Genomic DNA, 19,762 nt, shown 5'->3' with positions numbered 1-19,762 from the left:
GATTTGCAACCTAACAACTTCACAGCCACTAAACTAGCAAGTCTTAATCCTGAATGGCAAAGGATTAACTAATATAGGGCTTCCTGAATAAAACTGAAACCCTTACCCAATGAGGCTTTAAGGTTCTTAACCCCTCAAAAAGGTGCAAGGGAGACAAGGGAGAAATGGGAGAAATGGGAGAAATGGGAGAAATGGGAGAAATGGGAGAAATGGGAGACAAGGGAGACAAGGGAGACAATTTTTCTTCCCCATCTTCCCCATCTTCCCCATCTTCCCCATCTTCCCCATCTTGCCTCTTGCCTCTTGCATGCAAGCCTCTTGCCTCGAAGCAGTCCAATTTTCGGTTTGGCAAGACAACAGCCAATAAGAAAATGGGGAGATCATTACCCTGATCTCCCCTAACAAAAATTAGTCTGGTTTCAAGTCAAAAAACTTAAGAACAAATACTCATCAACTTTGGGCTGTTGCTAATTCCTGTTCCGTTGATGTTTCAGTTCCCGAATTCGTTTTTGCTTCCTTACTCCGTTCCACAACATTGGAAAAATTATTAATTGAATGTAAGTGTAGATAGGTTAATTCTAACCATCCCAACTGCATTAATTCAGCCAACTGTTCTCCTGATAACTGTTGTAATTTTTCACGATTGACAGCAAAAAATCCCGATAAGGAAGAGGGTTGATCCTCGCCGCTATCAAACCGCATCTGCATTTGTTCTAACAGTTCTAAGTCTTTTAATTTTTGGGAAAATTGTTCAGTGGCTTGAAATTGAGTTTGATAGTTTTTGAGAAAATTCAGAACATTTTTTAGATATTGAGTTTCCTCTCCTTCCGTATCAAAAAGGCGCTCACCACGACCATTTTCGTTACAACCAGAAAAACTTTCATCTACACATAAAGTAAACGTTTTCTCGTCATCACTGAGGGCAAAAACAAAAGGATATCGTCTGACAAAAGCTGGGATATATTTTCCTTGCCATTCTCCATTATCGTTGACATACAAATTTTGTTCAGCTTGTAATCCTACCACGACCACTGGCATCAGCGAGTTTTGATTTTCCACAAATACTAAAGGATATTCTTGAGTCGCTGGCGCAAATTCGCCTAAAGTAATGGGAATGGCATTAGCTTGTTTCGCAAACTGATAATTATCTCCAGTTTTTACAGACAGATTACCATGCTTTTCTTTGGAGACGGGAACAACTTGATCGTAGAACAATAACTGTTTTGCCATGATTCATTCCTAATTGGTTTTCAGATCATTGTGTCATCTTGAGTTGAGTTTAGCAAACCTTTTCTCAAGTTGCTTGCTTTCCAATTTTACTAATTTTCTGAATCTTCCCAAGTCAGGGATTAATTACAATTTTGAGTGGCTAATTTCCTAGCATAAATGATGAAATTAGATTTAATATTTTTCTAATATTTTTTGAATTAGAGTAGAGAATCTTACCTTGATCATGTTCATCATTTTCCCCCAGAGTTGGGGGTGAGGGGGCGATCGTTCACCGAGGAGTTCGATCGAGTACCGTCCATCTTGCTCTAAAATGTGAAAATGCTGGACTCATCGAAAATAGTAGCAGATCATGGCAAGTGCATCCCGATATAATCCCTCTGAAATCGAGCCGAAATGGCAACAAAACTGGTTAGAAACCGAGATCGATCGCGCATCAGAAGACAAAAGCAAACCGAAATTTTATGCACTGTCGATGTTTCCCTATCCATCGGGAAATCTCCACATGGGTCACGTGCGGAACTATGTGATCACCGATGTCATGGCGCGGTGGCGACGGATGCAAGGATATCGGGTACTGCATCCGATGGGATGGGATGCCTTTGGTTTACCCGCCGAAAATGCGGCGATCGATCGCGGGATTCATCCCGCACAATGGACAGAGAAAAATATCCAACAGATGAAACAGCAACTCCAACAACTGGGATTATCCCTAGACTGGAGTCGAGAAGTCGCCACCTGTTCCCCAGACTACTACAAATGGACGCAATGGATATTTCTCCAGTTTTTCCAAGCGGGGTTAGCCTATCAGAAAGAATCCGCAGTGAACTGGGACCCAATCGATCAAACTGTTCTCGCTAATGAACAAGTTGATGGCGAAGGAAAATCCTGGCGCAGTGGGGCGAAAGTTGAACGAAAACTCCTCAAACAGTGGTTTCTCAAGATTACAGAATACGCAGAAGAACTCCTCAACGACTTAGAAAAACTCCCAGGCTGGCCCGATCGGGTTAAACTAATGCAAGAGAACTGGATCGGAAAATCCGTTGGTGCGTATCTCGAATTTCCGATCATCGGAATAGAAAATAAAATCGGAGTCTTCACCACCCGTCCCGATACCGTCTATGGCGTAACTTATGTGGTTCTCGCCCCCGAACACCCCCTCACCCCAAAAGTCACCACAAGCGACCAAAAACCAGCCGTAGAAGCCTTTATTCAAGAAGTCACCAACGAAAGCGAACAAGAACGCACCGCCGAAGACAAACCCAAACGCGGTATCCCCACTGGCGGCAAAGCCATTAACCCCTTCACAGGCGAAGAAATCCCCATTTTAATCGCCGATTATGTCCTCTACGAATACGGAACAGGGGCAGTGATGGGCGTTCCCGCACATGATGCGCGAGACTTCCAATTTGCCACCCAAAACCAGCTTCCCATCAAACAAGTGATTGTTCCCGAAGGAGAAGCAGTCAGCGACACACTCGAAAACGCCTACACTGAAGCAGGGACAATTGTTAATTCGGGTCAATTTGACGGCCTAAACTCCGTAGAAGGAAAACAAGTCATCATTGATCATGCCGAAAAACAGGGCTGGGGAAAAGCCAGAATCCAATATCGTCTCCGAGACTGGTTAATCTCCCGTCAACGCTATTGGGGCGCACCAATTCCCATCATCCATTGTCCCAGTTGTGGCGCTGTTCCCGTACCCGACAAAGACTTACCCGTAGAACTTCCAGAAGACATAGAATTTACTGGACGCGGTGGTTCTCCCCTCACGCAACTGGAAAGCTGGTTAAATGTATCTTGTCCGTCTTGTGGTGAAGCGGCGAAACGAGAAACCGACACCATGGACACCTTTATTGATTCCTCTTGGTACTTCCTCCGTTACACCGATGCTAATAACATTGAAGAGGCATTTAATCAGGAAAAAGTAAACGATTGGATGCCCGTAGATCAATATGTCGGGGGAATTGAACACGCCATTCTGCATTTACTTTATTCTCGCTTCTTTACAAAAGTTTTGCGAGACAGAGGACTATTAAACTGTGATGAACCCTTCCAACGGTTACTCACTCAGGGAATGGTACAGGGAATGACCTACAAAAACCCCAAAACTGGGAAATATATCCCCTCTCAAGAAGTGAACCCAGATGATCCCAAAGACCCCAACACGGGTGATGAACTGTCCGTCTTTTTTGAGAAGATGTCCAAATCTAAATATAATGGCGTTGACCCCTTAGAGGTTTTAGACAAATATGGGGCAGATACAGCGCGGATGTTTATTTTGTTTAAAGCACCGCCCGAAAAAGATTTAGAATGGGACAGTGCCGACGTTGAGGGACAATTTCGCTTTCTGAATAAAGTGTGGCGTTTAGTGATGGAATTTGTTGAGCAAAATGAAGTCATTGATCAAAACGCTGACCTTTCCAAAGCAGAGAAAGACTTGCGTCGCGCTATTCATACCGCCATTAAATCCATTTCAGAGGACTTAGCGGGAGATTACCAATTTAATACCGCAGTTTCCGAATTAATGAAGCTGAATAACGCCTTAAACGAGGCAAAATGTAAAACTTCCCCTGTTTATCAAGAAGGAATTGAAGCACTGGTTAAATTACTCGCCCCCTTCGCGCCTCATATCACAGAAGAATTGTGGCACGCTTTCGGACATAAAGATTCAATTCATCAGCAAAAATGGTTAGAAGCTGATCCAGATGCGTTAACCGTTGATGAAATTAATTTAGTGATTCAAATTAAAGGGAAAACCAGAGGGACAATTCCCGTTCCCGCGAATGCGAGTCGGGAGGAGTTAGAAAAGTATGCGCGAGAGTCAGACGCGGCGCAACGCTATCTCGAAGGGAAAGAGATTAAGAAAGTGATTGTTGTTCCAGGAAAATTAGTTAATTTCGTGGTCTAACCCAGTAAATCGTAGGTTGGGTGAAGCCAAGAGCGTAACCCAACAGTAGAATCGTAGGTTCGGTGAAGTAAATCGTAGGTTGGGTGAAGCCAAGAGCGTAACCCAACAGTAAATCGTAGGTTCGGTGAAGCCAAGAGCGTAACCCAACAGTAAATCGTAGGTTCGGTGAAGCCAAGAGCGTAACCCAACAGTAGAATCGTAGGTTCGGTGAAGCCAAGAGCGTAACCCAACAGAGGTCAATGATTAATTAAACCCAAAACAACAAACCACAAAGGAATTGATGTTGGGTTTCGTCTCCTCCACCCAACCTACAACTACTGGTCACTGATTGGTGTTGGGTTTCGTCTCCTCCACCCAACCTACAACTACAACTACTGGTCACTGATTGGTGTTGGGTTTCGTCTTCTCCACCCAACCTACAACTACTGGTCACTGATTGGTGTTGGGTTTCGTCTCCTCCACCCAACCTACAACTCTCTATTGATTCAACCGAGACTGTTCGGATATCCCTACTCTCCCATGACTTAGCACTCGTTGACGGAGAGTGCTAAATTGTCTATTGATGGACGACAAAGATTAAGAAGATAACGCAATGGCTAAGATTGTAACTTTTAACGAAAAGGCAAGACGTTCCCTAGAAAGAGGGGTAAATGCTCTCGCTGATGCAATTCGTATTACTCTCGGTCCCAAAGGACGCAATGTTTTATTAGAAAAACAATATGGTAATCCTCAAATTGTAAACGATGGGATTACGGCAGCGAAAGAAATTGAACTGGAAGACCCTCTCGAAAATACGGGTGCGCGATTGATTTTAGAGGTGGCTTCTAAAACTAATGATATGGCTGGAGATGGAACAACAACAGCCACCGTTCTCGGTCAAGCGATGATTCGGGAAGGATTGAAAAATGTCGCGGCGGGATCAAATCCAGTTGCGATTCGGCGCGGTATTGAAAAAACTGTTAACTATTTAGTAGAAGAAATTGCGAATGTTGCTAAACCTGTGGAAGGAAGCGCGATCGCGCAGGTGGCAACGGTTTCGGCGGGAAATGATGAAGAAATCGGCAAGATGATCGCCGATGCTATGGAAAGAGTGACCAAAGACGGAGTGATTACCGTTGAGGAATCCAAATCTCTCGCCACAGAATTGGATGTCGTTGAGGGGATGGAAATCGATCGAGGCTATCTTTCCCCCTACTTTATCACCGACCAAGAGCGACAAATTGTTGAGTTTGAAAACCCCCGTATTCTCATCACCGACAAGAAAATCAGCGCCATCCAAGATTTAGTTCCCGTTTTAGAACAAGTGGCGCGAGAAGGACAACCCTTATTAGTGATCGCAGAAGACATTGAAGGCGAAGCACTGGCGACCCTTGTTGTGAACAAAGCTCGCGGTGTGCTGAATGTCTCAGCGATTAAAGCCCCTGGTTTCGGCGATCGTCGTAAACAAATGTTACAAGACATTGCCGTTCTCACGGGAGGACAATTAGTTTCCGAAGATGTGGGGTTAACCATTGATTCGGTTTCCCTCGATATGTTGGGAACAGCGCGGCGTGTCACCATCAATAAAGACAGCACGGTTATTGTTTCCAACGGCGAGAACAAAAATGATGTTGAGAAACGGGTAAATCAAATTCGGAAGCAACTCGCGGAAACCGATTCCGAATATGACAAGGAAAAATTACAAGAACGTATCGCCAAACTTGCTGGCGGTGTCGCTGTGATTAAAGTCGGTGCTGCCACTGAAACCGAACTGAAAGATCGTAAACTGCGAATTGAAGACGCACTCAATGCCACTCAAGCAGCGGTAGAAGAAGGCATTGTGCCAGGGGGTGGCACAACTTTAATTCACCTCGCGGCAAAAGTTGCCGAGTTTAAAAATCAACTCACCCATCCCGAAGAAAAAATTGGCGCGGACTTAGTTGGAAAAGCACTGGAAGCACCCCTATCTCAAATGGCGGATAATGCTGGCGCTGAAGGCTCTGTGGTTGTGGAAAATGTCCGCGAAACTGAGTTTAATGTGGGTTATAATGCCCTCACCGGTGAGTATGAAGATATGATTGCCGCCGGAATTATTGACCCAGCGAAAGTGATTCGGGCAGCGTTGCAAAATGCAGGCTCGATCGCTGGTATGATTATCACCACTGAGGCTCTCGTTGTGGAAGAACCACAAGAAGAAGAAGCTGGTGGCGATCCCTCAGCCGCTATGGGCGGCATGGGCGGCATGGGCGGTATGGGCGGCATGGGCGGCATGGGAGGCATGGGAATGATGTAATTCCCCTCCCGTCGTCGATGTTATAAAGATATCCCCTGTTGTAGAGGCGTTCCATAGAACGTCTCTACGCATTAATATATTAAATTAACACCCCATCCTCGATCGCGCTTCCCGCGACGGAAATAACAGATAAAACCCACGTAATAACCTTATCCAGACTTATGGAAAAAGCAACAATCGGAAAATTATGAATACTGATCTCCAACTCTGGCAAACCATTAGCAAAATGCCTGAACATTTAAAGACTGAATTGCTAAATTATGCGGAATATTTAATGGAGAAAAAAGCAAACACAACTCACTCGGATCAAAACTTAGAAAAAAAACAGCGATCGGGGGTTTTGAAAGGAACTTTTGTCTTACCATTACCAGAAGACTTTGATGAACCATTAGAAGGTTTTCAGGATTATATGGAATGAGTGCTTTTCTCTTAGACACTCATGCTTTTATTTGGTTGTCGGAAGATGACCCAAACTTACCAGACTTTCTCAGAGAGAGGATTGATCAAGCTGATTTTGTATATGTTAGCATTGCAAGTCTATGGGAGATTGCAATTAAGTTAAACCTTGGCAAATTATCTCTAAAACAAAATTATGAAATCATTGGCATTGAGCTTGGATATTCTGACATTATTGTACTTCCTATTTCCTTTCGCGATACAGCTTTGATTCGCCACTTACCTTTACATCATCGAGACCCATTTGATCGAATGTTAATTGCACAAGCAATGAATCATTCTTTAATTGTAGTCAGTCGCGATCGCGCCTTTGATGCTTATTCAATACAAAGAATTTGGTAATTATCAAACCGCTATAGGAGGAAACCCTTAAAGGCATCATATGGTATTATAATTATGTCAGCAGAAGCCCTTGTAGAAACAAGAAAATGTATGGCGATGCCGATCGCAATTCCGAAAGGATTTAGAATTACTCCAGAACAGTTTGAACAACTGGCAAAAATTGAACAACTTGCAAAAATTGAGTTGACTAACACTGGAGAATTAATTGTTATGAGTCCCACTGGGGGAGAGGCGGGAGAAAAAAACTTTAATTTGTATATCGATCTGGGGATTTGGAATCGTCAGACAAAATTAGGAAAAGCCTTTGATTCTTCTACTGTATTTATTTTACCCAATGGTGCAAGAAGAAGTCCCGATGTGAGTTGGATGAGATTAGACCGTTGGGAGACTTTAACTGATCAGGAAAAACAAGGATTTCCTCCGATTGCGCCTGATTTTATCATTGAGTTAGTCAGTCCTAGCGATTTAAAAAGTCTGCGCTATGAAGACTTACAAGCAAAGATGACAGAATATTTGCAGAATGGGGTACAGTTAGGTTGGTTAATTGAACCCTCTACAAAAACTGTAGAAATCTATCAATTGGGAGAAGCTGTAGAGGTGTTAAATAATCCTCAAACCCTATCAGGAAGAAATGTTTTACCAGAATTTGTTTTAGATTTAAGTGAGATTTTTTGATATCGAAACTTATAGCAATCCCATAAGATTTGTATTTTTTTCGCCCCCCAACCCCCCAATTCTGGGGGGCTTCCATGAGTCAACTTTCATCCTTAAGGATAAATAACCATGAGTGAACGAGAATGGTGGGTCTTACAATGGCTCGATTTATTGGAGAAATATCGCTTTAAAAAACGGCTAGAACGCGGTCGTAATTATGCGAGAGAAGGGAATATTCTTCGCATTGATTTTGAGGGCGCAAAGGTGACAGCGCAGGTTCAAGGAAGTGCTGATGAGCCTTATTTTCTCTGGATTAAACTAGATGCGTTTAGTGAGGAAGATTGGAGTTATGTTATTCAGAGTTTAGCAGAAAAAGCGATTTTTTCCGCGCAATTATTAGCTGGGGAAATGCCTCAAAATATTGAGGAAGTGTTTATTGCGAATGGGTTGACGTTATTCCCTTTTTCTCTTTCTGATGTTCATTCTCGTTGCAATTGTCCAGACCCGAAAAATCCTTGTAAGCATATCGCTGCGGTTTATTATGAATTAGCCGATCGATTCAGTGAAGACCCTTTTGTTTTATTTCAATTAAGAGGGAAAACCCGAGAGGAAATCCTCGCAGAAATCAGAAAGATTCGTCAGCAAAATGGTGAAGAAATGACAGAGATTTCAGGAGAAAAGGACTCGATCGCAGCGGATGTAGAGACGACACCATCTCAAAAATTAACCGTAGAAGATTTCTGGCGATATGATCAACCGTTAGATTCAGACTTGGTTAATCTGAAAACAGAAACGGATCAAACGGTATTAGAAATGTTAGGTGGGTTTCCGCTTCCGAGTACAGAATCCCAAGCGGTTAAACAGTTTTTAGAGCAAATTCATAAAACAATTCAATCGGAAATTGTCCACCAGGCTAATCCGTAAGATTGTTTCGATCGATGCTTTTGTTCCGCAAATTGAACCTGAATTTTATACTTTCCCGTTTCGGGAACTTTACAAAAAATATGTTCTACACTATCCACTTCACTAACGGAACTACAAACCCTTTTTTCGGACTGGTGATCCGTAGAAATTAAAAACACATTGAGATTATTTAAACCTCGATCGAGGAACGTTTCTCCGAGATCAAACTGTTGATTATTATTCTGGTCTTTTAATTCTACCAACCGATCCCAAGTTAAAGTAATTGTGGCATAACTTCCCGCCTTTAATGGTTTAGCAATGTGATAATCTTGATTAGAATTAACGTTAATTTCCCCATAATTCCAACCTAAATTCGGAACACTTTGCTCGGAATGCCATTGTCCCGCGCTAAACTGTTGATAAGCACGAAATGCGTTGAGATGACCCGCTCCCATTTCCAAATCAAGGGGAAAACTCGGATCATTATACGCTCTCGATTGTAACCAAGTGCGATTTTGTTTACTGTAAAGAGTGTTTGTCATCTCTAAAGAAGGGTTTTCGATTTTATTCGCCGCATTCAACAAAACCGCTTTCATTACCTCGTGACGACGCGCATCTAAACTCCAACGCGGAGGAAAAGAAGTGTCCTCTAATTGAGAAAGACGATTGAGAGCGCGATCGCTGTATTCTTGTAATAAAGCTACTGTTCCCGTGACATGAGGCGCAGCGAAACTACTGCCACTAACTCTCACTCTATCGCGATCGGGATGATAGACGCTAATCCGACTACCGGGCGCAACCAAACTCACCCCAGTGCGTCCTTCTGTGTTAATTTCCTTTTCCACCAACCGCCGACCAATTCCCCTCGGTTCACCACTGAGATTCGGAAAATCAACCTTGTTATATTCTCCATCACGTCTTGTACTGTAGGCAACTGTAATCCCGTTATAATGATCCGTTGGAATCGGGATTCCTCCCTTCCCTTGATTTCCTGCAATCACATAAAGTACATTATGCACCCGTGCCGACCAATCAATACAGCGAGTCAGCAGCGCATCACCATCTAATTCCGCATCCTCTCGCGGATCACGGTCTAAAGACTCCCCGAAACTAAAGTTAATCGCTCTCACATCACCGCCATTTTGCATCGCAGTGTATTGGGAAGCAAGACATTCTTCTGGTTGTCCGGCTCGACGTAATGACCCTACTGCGGTACTATAAAGTTTTGCCTCTGGTGCTACTCCCATTAATCCTTTTTTTTGGGAAATCATCACGGTAGCAACCATCACCGCATGAGGATCAATGTGTTGATTGGGATTAGCGGCTCGATCGCGGTACAATGTTTCCGCAACCTCTAGGGGATAATTTTCATTGGCGGCTTTATCCCAACCAAATTTCCCAGCCCTACCAATTTCCACTTGTCCGATCGCAATTTTTCGTCCCAATAAATTATAAGGTGATTCATGGAGACGACGAGCATTGATTCCAGCTTCACCGACAGAGTAGTTTAAAGCAAGAAGAGGGGTGATTAATCCTAATCCCCCAAAACTTCCCAAGAGAGTAATGATGGCTTTTTTCATGTGATGGTTCTTCAACGTTCGGGAAATGGTGAAGTTTTTGTTAAAATTACGACTAAATATAAAAAATAAATGAGGATTGCTCAAATGAGCCAAAAACAAACTGTTATTGCACCTTCTATTCTATCTGCTGATTTCAGTCGGTTAGGAGAAGAAATTAAAGCGGTGGATCAAGCTGGCGCGGATTGGATTCATGTGGATGTCATGGATGGGCGTTTTGTGCCTAACATTACGATCGGTCCGTTGGTAGTAAACGCCATTCGTCCTCTCACCCAAAAACCCCTTGATGTTCACTTAATGATTGTCGAACCAGAAAAATATGTCGCTGATTTCGCCAAAGCTGGCGCTGACATTATTTCCGTCCACGCGGAACACAATGCGTCCCCCCATTTACACCGCACCTTACAGTTAATCAAAAATGAAGGGAAACAAGCAGGAGTAGTGTTGAATCCTGGCACGCCTTTGGAGTTAATTGATTACACCCTCGAAATGTGCGACTTAGTTCTTATTATGAGTGTGAATCCAGGCTTTGGGGGACAGAAATTTATTTCCAGTGTTACTCCAAAAATCCGTCAATTACGGAAAATCTGTGATCAGCGTGGACTTGATCCCTGGATTGAAGTGGATGGCGGTTTGAAAGCGAATAATACTTGGGAAGTGTTAGAAGCGGGTGCGAATGCGATCGTTGCTGGTTCTGCGGTATTTAAAGCCGACGATTACGCCAGCGCGATCGAGGGAATCCGCAACAGTAAACGCCCTGAACCCGAATTAGCAACCGTTTAACGCCGATAAATTATGCAGAGACGTTCCATGGAACGTCTCTAGAATAAATAGATTGGAAAGGTTTCAAGGTAATTGAACTGAACGGTATAGTCTTAGACTTAATGAGCAGTACCGAATTTGTTTTCGGTGGTTAGGACAGGAAATTATGGTTAGAGTTCCCACTCATAGACAACCGACACATCCTAGCATTATCCTCTCCGAGGAGTTTCTCGAACCAATGGCAATCACTCAAACTGAGTTAGCGAAAGCAATTCATGTTCCTTACCAACAAATTAATGATTTAATCAACCACAGAGAGGCGATTACACCCAGAATCGCTCTAAGGTTAGCAAAGTTTTTTAGAACGAGTCCAGACTTTTGGTTAAATCTTCAAATGCGCTGGGAACTTTACTGTGTTCAACAACAAGAGGGTGAAGAAATCGAACAAATTATTCCTTGTAATTCAATCGCGATCGAAACTTAACTCTCATTGCTTCATCGAGATCAAATTTTGAGCTAAAGGTGACATTAAACGACACAATCAACATCAAACAATTACAACGGGGAGACTCCCTAACCGTAACGATCGAGCGGTTTAATCACAAGTATTTAGGAGAAACCAGCGTACAGGGAAAAACCGTGTTAGTGCCAGGTAGCATCCCAGGAGAAACCATACGGGGAGAAGTGATTCGGAATTGGAAACGTCGTCTTCTCTTGAAACCCATTGAAATTATTGAACCCAGCATCGATCGCGTCGCCCCGAAATGCCAGCATTTCACCACCTGCGCTGGCTGTCAATTCCAACATATCAGCTACCGAAAACAACTAGAAATCAAAGCCTCACGACTGCAAAACTACTTCCACGAAAAACATCCCTGTCATCCCCTTCCCTTACGCGGTGTCATTGGTTCTCCCACCCCCTACCGTTACCGTAACAGCATCAAACTACATGGACCTGGAGAACCTGGATTTTGGCAAGTGTTAGGGGTGGATATGATGCGGAATGAAGAATGTCCGATTTGTGTGGAAAGTGTCGATAAAGCACTACAACAACAGCGTCAAGAACACTTTCATCAATTCACCCGCCAAGGCATTCTCAACGTCTTAATTCGGGGAACAAAAATCGGGGAAACCTATGTCGGACCCGAAAATCCCTCAGCCGAAGAAATCACCTGGTTAAACGAAGAATTAACCCATCCTTTAACCGATGTCACCTATCAACTAATCGTTCCTGCTCATGCGTTTTGGCAAGGAAGCACTCCCATGTTACCGAAATTAATTGAGCAAGTGGTGCGTCCTATCCGAGAATTTAGTCCTGATGTTTTAGTAGAAAGCTACTGTGGGATGGGTTTATTTGGAATAATGAGCGCCCCTTTTGCAAAAGAAATCATCGGAATTGAAGAACATCCTCTCGCCATAGAAGCCGCCAAACAAAATCAAGAAAACTTAAACCTCTCTAATCTTCGTATTTTTCGCGCCAAAACCGAAGATCGTCTAGAAGAATTTTTAGTTGATCTCCCGTCAGAGAAATCGGCTTTAATCGTTGATCCGCCTCGTAGTGGACTCCCCAAAAAAGTTCTAAAACAGATATTAAAAGCACCGCCACAACTTTTAGTTTATGTCAGTTGTAGCCCTGAAAGTTTTGCTCGTAATTTAGAGGCTTTGTGTCGAGAAACCTACCAACTAGAAGATATGGTGGGGTTAGATATGTTCCCTCAAACCAAACATTTAGAATGCGTTGGCATTTTAAAACGAATTATCGATCGCTCCACATATTCCCCCCTTTCAAAGGGGGGTTAGGGGGGATGTGTTGGGTTTCGTAAACTCCACAAGGGCCTACTTTTATCTCCACATATTCCCCCCCTTTCAAAGGGGGGTTAGGGGGGATTTCCCGATACCTTGGCGGTTTAGATCAGGTTCGGGTAATTGCTTATAATTGGTGTTGGGTTTCGTAAACTCCACCCAACCTACTTTTATCATTGATTGAGTGATTGGTGTTGGGTTTCGTAAACTCCACCCAACCTACTTTTATCATTGATTGAGTGATTGGTGTTGGGTTTCGTAAACTCCACCCAACCTACTTTTATCATTGATTGAGTGAGGCTGATGTAACCCACCACAACACGGCGCTTAAACTTTTCTGGAGTAATACTCAACCACCAGCAGTTCGTTGACTTGTAACGCCACCCATTCCCGTTCAATCAAACTGTTGACCTTACCCGTGTAAGTATTTTTGTCAAATTCTAAATGACTAGGAAGGTTGGCAAGTCCTGGGTATTCCATATTACGCTCTACTAGCTGGCGAGACCGATCGCGATCGCGCACTGCAATCACATCACCAGGGCGACATTGATAACTAGCAATATCCATAACTCGCCCGTTTACCAAAATGTGACCATGATTAACCAACTGACGCGCTGCGGGGATTGTTCCCGCCATTCCCATACGGAAAACCGTGTTATCCAGACGCATTTCTAAGAACTCCAGTAACGCCGTTCCCGTTGAACCAGTGGCGCGACGAGCTTTTTTCATGTAGCCCATCAACTGTTTTTCTGTGACACCGTAGTTGTAGCGCAGTTTTTGTTTTTCTTCTAGGCGAATCGCATATTCAGAACGTTTCCGCCTTGCTTGACCATGTTGACCAGGGGGATAGGCTTTGCGAGGGCTTTTTCGGGTTAAACCAGGCAAATCCCCTAAACGTCGTGTAATTCTCAGACGAGGACCTCGATATCTAGACATATAGCTTTGAGTTAATTTAACAGTTTCAAAAAATCCACAGACCCTTTATTATAGCAGTAGCCCCTCCCTAATAACAATTCCTTGAAGCGAGACTTATGATCACACTAACCACCGATTTTGGTTTACAAGATGTTTACGTTGGCGTAATGAAAGGAGTAATCGCCAGCATTAATCCTAACATTAACATCGTTGATTTAAGCCATGAAATTTCCCCACAAAATATCACCGCGGGACGCTTTTGTTTGATGAATGCGATTCCTTATTTTCCTCCTGATACGGTTCATATTGCTGTGGTTGATCCGGGGGTGGGAAGTCTTCGTAAAAATTGCGCGATCGCGCTTCCTAATGGATTTTTAGTCGGTCCCGATAATGGTTTATTTAGTGGGGTTTTACATCAATTTCCCGCCCAAAAAGTCGTGATCTTAAATAACTCGAAATATTGGCGTACTGAAACCGTCAGTAGTACCTTTCACGGACGAGATATTTTCGCCCCTGTCGGCGCACATTTAGCCAGTGGCGTTCCCATTGAAGAATTAGGAGAAAGCATTTCTGCTGAAGATTTAACTCCCTTTTCTTTCCCTTCTCCACAAGAACAAGAAGAAACGATCATTGGTTATGTTCAATATATTGATTACTTCGGAAACTTAATTACCAATATTCCTGCAACAGAAGTGAGAAGAAAACAATGGTTTGCTATCATCAAAGACCAAGTTATTTCCAGTGGAAAAACATATAGTAGTTGTCCACCACAAAATTTAGTGGCGTTGATTGGCAGTCATGGCTGGGTAGAAATCGCTATTAATCAAGGCAATGTCGCGAAAACATTAGGGATTACTTATGGTGATCCCATAGAAATCAGTTTTCCGTCAACTGATGAGAAAGAGTAATTTATCATCCCATAATCATGGAATTTTTTCTAACCTAAGATACAATTTGATTCAACTGCAAATCCTTGATCTCGTAATTTTTGAGAGGTTAAGTCTGCATCTTTGACCCAATATTCTTGTCCAAATCTGACTAATTGCTGTTGTGTCCCCACTTTAATGCGACCGATTACGGGGACTTTTGCTTCATTTTTTTTCCCAACATATTGCCTTAAAACTTGTTGTAATTGATTTTGGAACGCCCGATCGCGCGCTTGTTCTAAACTGAAATCAACCATGACCATTTTCACTTGCTCGATCGGTTCGGCATCTTCAATAATCATCTGTAACCGATCGTCTTTCTGTTCAATTTTTCCCCACACAATTAACCGTGCATCTTCTTCTAAATACCCACTAACCCGTTCATAAGAACTGGGAAAAACGACCCCTTCCATTTCCCCAGAAATATCTTCAATTTTTACAAACGCCATCGGATCATTATTTTTCGTCATAATCTTTTTCACTTCACTGACTAAAACAATCGCATTAACGGGTTTCTTCTTCGGGAGAGTTTCTTTATCCCCTAACATAATTGTAGATAGCATCGCACTCGCCGATTTAGTTGCTTTCAAGGGATGATTCGAGACATAAAACCCAAGCAATTCTTTCTCTTGTTTCAGCTTTTCCGACGCAGTTAAATCTTCCACAGGAGATGCCGTTGGCGCATCTTTGTAATTAACTGTGTTATCATTTTCTCCTCCATTCATGGAAAAATCAAATAGATTAGTTTGTCCACTTGCTTGATCTTTTGCGCGACTTTGCGCCCAACTTAAAACAGGTTCTAAATCATGGAGAAGTTGATTCCGATTCGCCTTAATTTTATCAAACGCACCGCAAGAAATTAACGCCTCTAAGGCACGACGAGTAACAATATTTAAGTCAATTCTTGCACAAAGATCAGCTAAAGCAGCGAACTGTCCTCCTGCTTCTTTTCTTGCTTCCAAAATGTTTTCAATTGCACCTTGTCCGAGATTTCTCACCGCCGATAAACCAAATAATATCTTATCATTATCTGGCGTAAAATCAATATGAGAACGATTAATGTCAGGAGGTTCAACATCAATTTCCATACGGTGACAAGTATCCAGATATTTTTCTAATTTGTCGGTATTGTTACTACTCGCAGTGAGTAACGCCGCCATGTATTCAACAGGATAATTGGCTTTAAGATAAGCGGTTTGATAAGTAATATAAGCATAAGCAGTGGAGTGAGATTTGTTGAAACAATTGGATGCAACTAAACCATTTCCTAAAATAAAGTTATGGTCTTTTTCGACTCCGATATCGTAAACAGTTTGTTTTCCTAATGATTGACGGTTGATGATTTTTACCATGATTCTTTCCAGTTATTTTTGTTGTTCCAAAAACGTTTCTACAATCAAAACGTAGGTTGGGTGGAGGTAACGAAACCCAACAGTTAGACTCCGATATCGTAAACAGTTTGTTTTCCTAATGATTGACGGTTGATGATTTTTACCATGATTCTTTCCAGTTATTTTTGTTGTTCCAAAAACGTTTCTACAATCAAAACGTAGGTTGGGTGGAGGTAACGAAACCCAACAGTTAGACTTACACACCCATCTCTCATTGACCGTAGGGTGGGCAATGCCCACCCTACAAGATGTAACTCCTCCTTTTTAAAAATAGACTTGATATTTAGTTAGGGGTAGAGGAAAGCGATAAAATGCAATCACTAGAAATGACTGTAAATTGTTGATGTTTAAATACAGTGCAACTTTCTTGATATTTGCTTAAAATTGGTGTCTTTCCTTGCTTTAAATTCATTACTGCTTTTTCCGTTGCTTCGGGATACTGTTGTAACCAGTCTCTCTCTAAATATTTTAAGGTAAAACTGCTGTCTTCTAACAGGAAAAAGTCAACTTTGTAGTCTTGAATAAACTCGATTAAAACATCTTTTTCGATCGCGTACTGAGCCGTAATTAAAGCTAAAGCCCGATCGCGCAATTGAGAATAATATCCTAAATGATAAGGAATTGCGTATTCCTCCGCCACTAAAACCGATCGTTTGGCAAACATAGGAATATAATTCGCTTCTGCGGTTAAAGATGCAATTAGACTATTTTTCGGTTGCTTTTCTAAAAAATTATACAACTCGATCGCGCTCACTGGTCGATAATTTGTCATCGGGAATCGTTCGGAAAGAATCGGATAGAAAAACAAGATTCCCACTAACAACAAACTCCCACCACTTCGCCAGAGTTTTTGTAACCATTTCCCCTGTTTTTGACGAAAATAATTAATCCCAGCACTGAGGAAAATTGTAATTGTAATTCCGCCAGCAATTGCCATCATAATCCGACCACTATGATCGGTGTAGCGACTGGGAAGATGTAAGCGAAATAAAAGCAGATGAGCCAGTAACCAACAAATTAAACTCGCGAGTAAGACTCGTAATAAAATTCCCGTTTCTTTTAACTGCTTAACCAACGGAAACTTTGTGGGAAACCGACACAAAATTGGAAGCAATAACCCCAACCAAATTAACGGCGGCATCAGCGCTGGAATTAACCCACTGCGTTCAGCAAATAACCAGAAATAAATCGGGTTAGGAAAGAAAAAACTCGATCGTCCATCGGGGTAAAATTCTGGTAAAACTAAAGCCTGTTCACGAGTAATTACAGGTTGAAACTCAGAGGTTTCTAAAGCATACGGAAGCAAAACTAAAACACAAGTTAATCCTGTAATAATCAGGAAAATATAAGTATTTTGATCGGTAATTTTTTTGCGCCAAACTAACAGTATAGAGACAAACAGCAAAAAAGCTGATAGGATAATGTATTGTGGGTAAAAAGTGCCTAACAGCCCGATCGCGCTCAGTATGCCAATATAATTCCGTGAGAGAAAATAATAGAGAAACGCCAGAAATAGCGGATATACAAAGGCTCTAGGCGTTGCGGAAGCTAGGTCATCTTGAAACCAGAGACTTTGATTGAGTAACACCATAGCAGTAAACCCAGCGAAAGGAAGCGGAAATATTTTCAGCGTCAGGAAGAAGCCGTAACTGGTGAGAATAAGAGCTAAAATGAGCGGTAAGAGCTTGTGGAGAAGCAGAGGAGAAACTCCCCACCCACTCAGTAAACGGAACAAAGTTGTATAACCATCAGGCGTTACCGACTGGAAATAATCCGCAATCAAATCATTCGGAAATAATTCCCCATCAAAAAACCGCAACATCCAAAACAAATATTGTCTCGCATCATCTTGGATAATGGGTTGAGAAGAAAAGGCTTTTTTTATGGCTTGTAAACTATAGAAACTGGCAAAAACTAAACTCCCTCCCCACCAAAATAAGCGAGACGCGATCAATTGCTGAATCATTATTGAATCCTGCTTAAAAACTGTCGGATTTTATTTAAATAATTCGGTGCATCTTCTAACATGGGAAAATGAGCGGTTTTCGGTAACTCGAAATACTCAATCTGATTCGGATTTAAACTCGCGGCTTTTCGTGCTAATCTCGTAGGAATAATAATATCTTTTTCCCCTGCGACTAATAAAGTGGGAACAGAAACCTGAGCAAATGCTTCTGGCATTACAGTGGCTGCGTGTTTACTGACGGCGGTGTAAATTGTTCCAGCGGCGGCGGCTTCATCTGCTAATAAATAGTCTTCTAAAAAGGCTTTTCTTTCTGTGGCTGGGATGGGACGATGGAGGAATCTCGCCATAAATAATCGATCCATTGTCGGGAGATTAGAAAACCAATTAAAACGCAGTTTGACGACATAAGTTCCCGCGAAATGAAATAATTTAAATGTAATCGGATTATATTCAAAAATGCCACTACAAGTTAAAATTGTTCCCTTGACTTTTTCGGGGTAACGAGTCATAAATAAAGTGGCGAAAGAAGCGCCCATCGAGTGAGCATTGAGATAAACTTGTTCTAAATTAAACTGATCTAAAAGTAATGCTAAGTCTTCGGCATATTCTTCCATATCAAAGGAAATAGCGTGATTTTCTGGTAAGTTAGAACGTCCAAATCCTCTGATATCATATAATAAGCAGTCGAATTGATCACTTAATGCGGTGGCGGTACTTTTCCAATAACGTCCGGAACCTCCCCAACCATGAATAAACACTAAAACAGGTTTTTTGTGATTTTTACTGGGTTGACGCACCCATTCGTAATAATGGTTAACGCCACGAATATTAACGGTTTCTGTTGTTTTTTGAGTGGTCATTGTTTTCAGAATAAAAAAGGGTCTAGATCGAGAGACTGGTCTTTGAAGGTGTTAAGATTAGGAGAGCGCGATCGCGTTTCTATCTCGGTCTCTTCCTCCAATATACTTTCAAAATGTAACCGCCTCTCGATGTTATTATGATAAGACTTGAGGATAGCATAGACTCGTCGGTGCAAAAATCAAACTATAGCGGAGTATTTTATGAACGCAACAACCAAGTTAAAAGATAATCTAAATACGTTTGAGCAATATTCCAACGAACTTAGTACAGCTAACCCTAATGTTGTTCTCCGCCAAAGAAAGGAGGTTAAAATTGCTTATGTCGAGAAACTATGCAACTTATGGAGAGTTACTAGCAAGTTGACTGATCTTATTGAACAGCAAGGTTGGTGCTATGGTGAAACCGAGTTACAAGAATTATTGGATAAAGTAGATGATGACTTAGATGCAGTAGAAAAAGCCTTACAAAATTTGCAAGGTACACATTCCTCAATTGTAAACACTTTGATGAAGTTAGATCAAAGTTTGGAAAAGTTATTTTCCTCACTTAGTCGCATCGAAATTAAGTTATTCGATGATAAAATCAGTAGATTTTGTCCTGAAGTGATTCCAGAAGAACGCAGACTTCAAGCTAAAGAAACTCTAACTGAAATTTGTATTTAGATAATAGATTAATCACATTATTTGTAATAAGCATATTTAGGATTACTCTTAGTCAAGAAATAATATCACTTTGAAACCAAGTATGGTGGATATTAAAGGGAAGTTTCGGATGAGCGGTTAAAATTAATTAGGGC

General features: G+C 41.9%; 19 protein-coding genes. 11 read left to right on the top strand and 8 right to left on the bottom strand.

Translation table 11 applies throughout. From position 1 onward, the window contains the following. Nucleotides 1-64: 64 nt before the first annotated feature. Nucleotides 65-352 (bottom strand): hypothetical protein, encoded by a 288-nt coding sequence (locus tag DACSA_RS22230; protein WP_232225088.1) that lies wholly within the window; start codon nucleotides 350-352, stop codon nucleotides 65-67. A 98-nt stretch (nucleotides 353-450) separates the two neighbouring features. Next, on the bottom strand, nucleotides 451-1,230 hold the full coding sequence (locus DACSA_RS13010) for a SapC family protein (RefSeq protein WP_015230200.1): 780 nt from the start codon (nucleotides 1,228-1,230) through the stop codon (nucleotides 451-453). Nucleotides 1,231-1,579: 349 nt separating this feature from the next. Between DACSA_RS13010 and leuS the strand changes: the two genes are divergently transcribed. Then, nucleotides 1,580-4,138 (top strand): leucine--tRNA ligase, encoded by a 2,559-nt coding sequence (gene leuS, locus DACSA_RS13005; protein WP_015230199.1) that lies wholly within the window; start codon nucleotides 1,580-1,582, stop codon nucleotides 4,136-4,138. Between the two features lie 247 nt (nucleotides 4,139-4,385). Here the strand turns inward: leuS and DACSA_RS22225 are convergent, their stop codons facing one another. Then, complete coding sequence (locus DACSA_RS22225; RefSeq protein WP_041235488.1) at nucleotides 4,386-4,604, bottom strand: hypothetical protein; 219 nt, start codon at nucleotides 4,602-4,604, stop codon at nucleotides 4,386-4,388. A gap of 126 nt (nucleotides 4,605-4,730) precedes the next feature. Here DACSA_RS22225 and groL point away from each other — a divergent pair, with 126 nt between their 5' ends. The 5 genes from groL (at nucleotide 4,731) to DACSA_RS12975 (ending at nucleotide 8,786) form a co-directional block, all read left to right on the top strand. Beyond that, nucleotides 4,731-6,410, top strand: a complete 1,680-nt coding sequence (groL, locus tag DACSA_RS12995) for a chaperonin GroEL (protein ID WP_015230198.1) — start codon at nucleotides 4,731-4,733, stop codon at nucleotides 6,408-6,410. A 187-nt stretch (nucleotides 6,411-6,597) separates the two neighbouring features. Next, nucleotides 6,598-6,828 (top strand): type II toxin-antitoxin system VapB family antitoxin, encoded by a 231-nt coding sequence (gene vapB / locus DACSA_RS12990; RefSeq protein ID WP_015230197.1) that lies wholly within the window; start codon nucleotides 6,598-6,600, stop codon nucleotides 6,826-6,828. Beyond that, nucleotides 6,825-7,208, top strand: a complete 384-nt coding sequence (locus DACSA_RS12985; protein WP_015230196.1) for a type II toxin-antitoxin system VapC family toxin — start codon at nucleotides 6,825-6,827, stop codon at nucleotides 7,206-7,208. Before vapB ends, DACSA_RS12985 begins: the two co-directional genes overlap by 4 nt. A 54-nt stretch (nucleotides 7,209-7,262) precedes the next feature. Continuing rightward, nucleotides 7,263-7,883, top strand: coding sequence for a Uma2 family endonuclease (locus tag DACSA_RS12980; RefSeq protein WP_015230195.1), 621 nt, complete (start codon nucleotides 7,263-7,265; stop codon nucleotides 7,881-7,883). A gap of 108 nt (nucleotides 7,884-7,991) precedes the next feature. Further along, nucleotides 7,992-8,786, top strand: a complete 795-nt coding sequence (locus tag DACSA_RS12975) for an SWIM zinc finger family protein (RefSeq protein WP_015230194.1) — start codon at nucleotides 7,992-7,994, stop codon at nucleotides 8,784-8,786. Here DACSA_RS12975 and DACSA_RS12970 read toward each other — a convergent pair. Then, nucleotides 8,753-10,345 (bottom strand): S8 family serine peptidase, encoded by a 1,593-nt coding sequence (locus DACSA_RS12970; RefSeq protein WP_015230193.1) that lies wholly within the window; start codon nucleotides 10,343-10,345, stop codon nucleotides 8,753-8,755. The genes DACSA_RS12975 and DACSA_RS12970 overlap by 34 nt on opposite strands. Nucleotides 10,346-10,429: 84 nt before the next feature. Between DACSA_RS12970 and rpe the strand changes: the two genes are divergently transcribed. The 3 genes from rpe to DACSA_RS12955 all read left to right on the top strand — a co-directional run bounded on the left by rpe (nucleotide 10,430) and on the right by DACSA_RS12955 (nucleotide 12,904). Next, nucleotides 10,430-11,125 (top strand): ribulose-phosphate 3-epimerase, encoded by a 696-nt coding sequence (gene rpe / locus DACSA_RS12965; protein ID WP_015230192.1) that lies wholly within the window; start codon nucleotides 10,430-10,432, stop codon nucleotides 11,123-11,125. 145 nt (nucleotides 11,126-11,270) lie between these two features. Then, complete coding sequence (locus tag DACSA_RS12960; RefSeq protein WP_015230191.1) at nucleotides 11,271-11,588, top strand: HigA family addiction module antitoxin; 318 nt, start codon at nucleotides 11,271-11,273, stop codon at nucleotides 11,586-11,588. A 38-nt stretch (nucleotides 11,589-11,626) separates the two neighbouring features. Continuing rightward, the gene (locus DACSA_RS12955; protein WP_015230190.1) at nucleotides 11,627-12,904 is read left to right on the top strand and encodes a class I SAM-dependent RNA methyltransferase; all 1,278 of its coding nucleotides are present in this window, start codon (nucleotides 11,627-11,629) and stop codon (nucleotides 12,902-12,904) included. Nucleotides 12,905-13,234: 330 nt separating this feature from the next. On the opposite strand, the gene rpsD is transcribed toward DACSA_RS12955, so the two are convergent. Continuing rightward, a complete protein-coding gene (rpsD, locus tag DACSA_RS12950; protein ID WP_015230189.1) occupies nucleotides 13,235-13,843 on the bottom strand; it encodes a 30S ribosomal protein S4 in 609 nt (202 codons plus the stop codon). 95 nt (nucleotides 13,844-13,938) lie between these two features. Between rpsD and DACSA_RS12945 the strand changes: the two genes are divergently transcribed. After that, nucleotides 13,939-14,730 (top strand): SAM hydrolase/SAM-dependent halogenase family protein, encoded by a 792-nt coding sequence (locus tag DACSA_RS12945; RefSeq protein ID WP_015230188.1) that lies wholly within the window; start codon nucleotides 13,939-13,941, stop codon nucleotides 14,728-14,730. A 29-nt stretch (nucleotides 14,731-14,759) separates the two neighbouring features. Here DACSA_RS12945 and DACSA_RS12940 read toward each other — a convergent pair whose 3' ends face one another. The 3 genes from DACSA_RS12940 to DACSA_RS12930 all read right to left on the bottom strand — a co-directional run bounded on the left by DACSA_RS12940 (nucleotide 14,760) and on the right by DACSA_RS12930 (nucleotide 18,965). After that, complete coding sequence (locus DACSA_RS12940) at nucleotides 14,760-16,100, bottom strand: helix-hairpin-helix domain-containing protein (RefSeq protein WP_015230187.1); 1,341 nt, start codon at nucleotides 16,098-16,100, stop codon at nucleotides 14,760-14,762. Between the two features lie 322 nt (nucleotides 16,101-16,422). Further along, nucleotides 16,423-18,105 (bottom strand): hypothetical protein, encoded by a 1,683-nt coding sequence (locus DACSA_RS12935; protein WP_015230186.1) that lies wholly within the window; start codon nucleotides 18,103-18,105, stop codon nucleotides 16,423-16,425. Then, entirely contained in the window at nucleotides 18,105-18,965 is an 861-nt protein-coding gene (locus tag DACSA_RS12930) for an alpha/beta fold hydrolase (protein ID WP_015230185.1), read from the bottom strand. The genes DACSA_RS12935 and DACSA_RS12930 overlap by 1 nt, the downstream gene beginning before the upstream one ends. A gap of 360 nt (nucleotides 18,966-19,325) precedes the next feature. On the opposite strand from DACSA_RS12930, the gene DACSA_RS12925 reads away from it, so the two are divergent. After that, on the top strand, nucleotides 19,326-19,628 hold the full coding sequence (locus DACSA_RS12925) for a hypothetical protein (RefSeq protein WP_156800790.1): 303 nt from the start codon (nucleotides 19,326-19,328) through the stop codon (nucleotides 19,626-19,628). Nucleotides 19,629-19,762 lie beyond the last annotated feature (134 nt).

Origin of the sequence: Dactylococcopsis salina PCC 8305 (genome assembly GCF_000317615.1) — a bacterium.
GTDB classification, from domain to species: domain Bacteria; phylum Cyanobacteriota; class Cyanobacteriia; order Cyanobacteriales; family Rubidibacteraceae; genus Halothece; species Halothece salina.
The sequence above is the reverse complement of the archived record's forward strand: the minus strand, read 5'-3'. Positions and strand labels throughout refer to the sequence as shown.

Excerpts from the sequence above, each read along its gene's own strand:
- DACSA_RS13010 (WP_015230200.1), bottom strand. The coding sequence starts at position 1,230 with ATGGCAAAACAGTTATTGTTCTACGATCAAGTTGTTCCCGTCTCCAAA.
- leuS (WP_015230199.1), top strand. The coding sequence starts at position 1,580 with ATGGCAAGTGCATCCCGATATAATCCCTCTGAAATCGAGCCGAAATGG.
- groL (WP_015230198.1), top strand. The coding sequence starts at position 4,731 with ATGGCTAAGATTGTAACTTTTAACGAAAAGGCAAGACGTTCCCTAGAA.
- vapB (WP_015230197.1), top strand. The coding sequence starts at position 6,598 with ATGAATACTGATCTCCAACTCTGGCAAACCATTAGCAAAATGCCTGAA.
- DACSA_RS12985 (WP_015230196.1), top strand. The coding sequence starts at position 6,825 with ATGAGTGCTTTTCTCTTAGACACTCATGCTTTTATTTGGTTGTCGGAA.
- DACSA_RS12980 (WP_015230195.1), top strand. The coding sequence starts at position 7,263 with ATGTCAGCAGAAGCCCTTGTAGAAACAAGAAAATGTATGGCGATGCCG.
- DACSA_RS12975 (WP_015230194.1), top strand. The coding sequence starts at position 7,992 with ATGAGTGAACGAGAATGGTGGGTCTTACAATGGCTCGATTTATTGGAG.
- DACSA_RS12970 (WP_015230193.1), bottom strand. The coding sequence starts at position 10,345 with ATGAAAAAAGCCATCATTACTCTCTTGGGAAGTTTTGGGGGATTAGGA.
- rpe (WP_015230192.1), top strand. The coding sequence starts at position 10,430 with ATGAGCCAAAAACAAACTGTTATTGCACCTTCTATTCTATCTGCTGAT.
- DACSA_RS12960 (WP_015230191.1), top strand. The coding sequence starts at position 11,271 with ATGGTTAGAGTTCCCACTCATAGACAACCGACACATCCTAGCATTATC.
- rpsD (WP_015230189.1), bottom strand. The coding sequence starts at position 13,843 with ATGTCTAGATATCGAGGTCCTCGTCTGAGAATTACACGACGTTTAGGG.
- DACSA_RS12945 (WP_015230188.1), top strand. The coding sequence starts at position 13,939 with ATGATCACACTAACCACCGATTTTGGTTTACAAGATGTTTACGTTGGC.
- DACSA_RS12940 (WP_015230187.1), bottom strand. The coding sequence starts at position 16,100 with ATGGTAAAAATCATCAACCGTCAATCATTAGGAAAACAAACTGTTTAC.
- DACSA_RS12935 (WP_015230186.1), bottom strand. The coding sequence starts at position 18,105 with ATGATTCAGCAATTGATCGCGTCTCGCTTATTTTGGTGGGGAGGGAGT.
- DACSA_RS12930 (WP_015230185.1), bottom strand. The coding sequence starts at position 18,965 with ATGACCACTCAAAAAACAACAGAAACCGTTAATATTCGTGGCGTTAAC.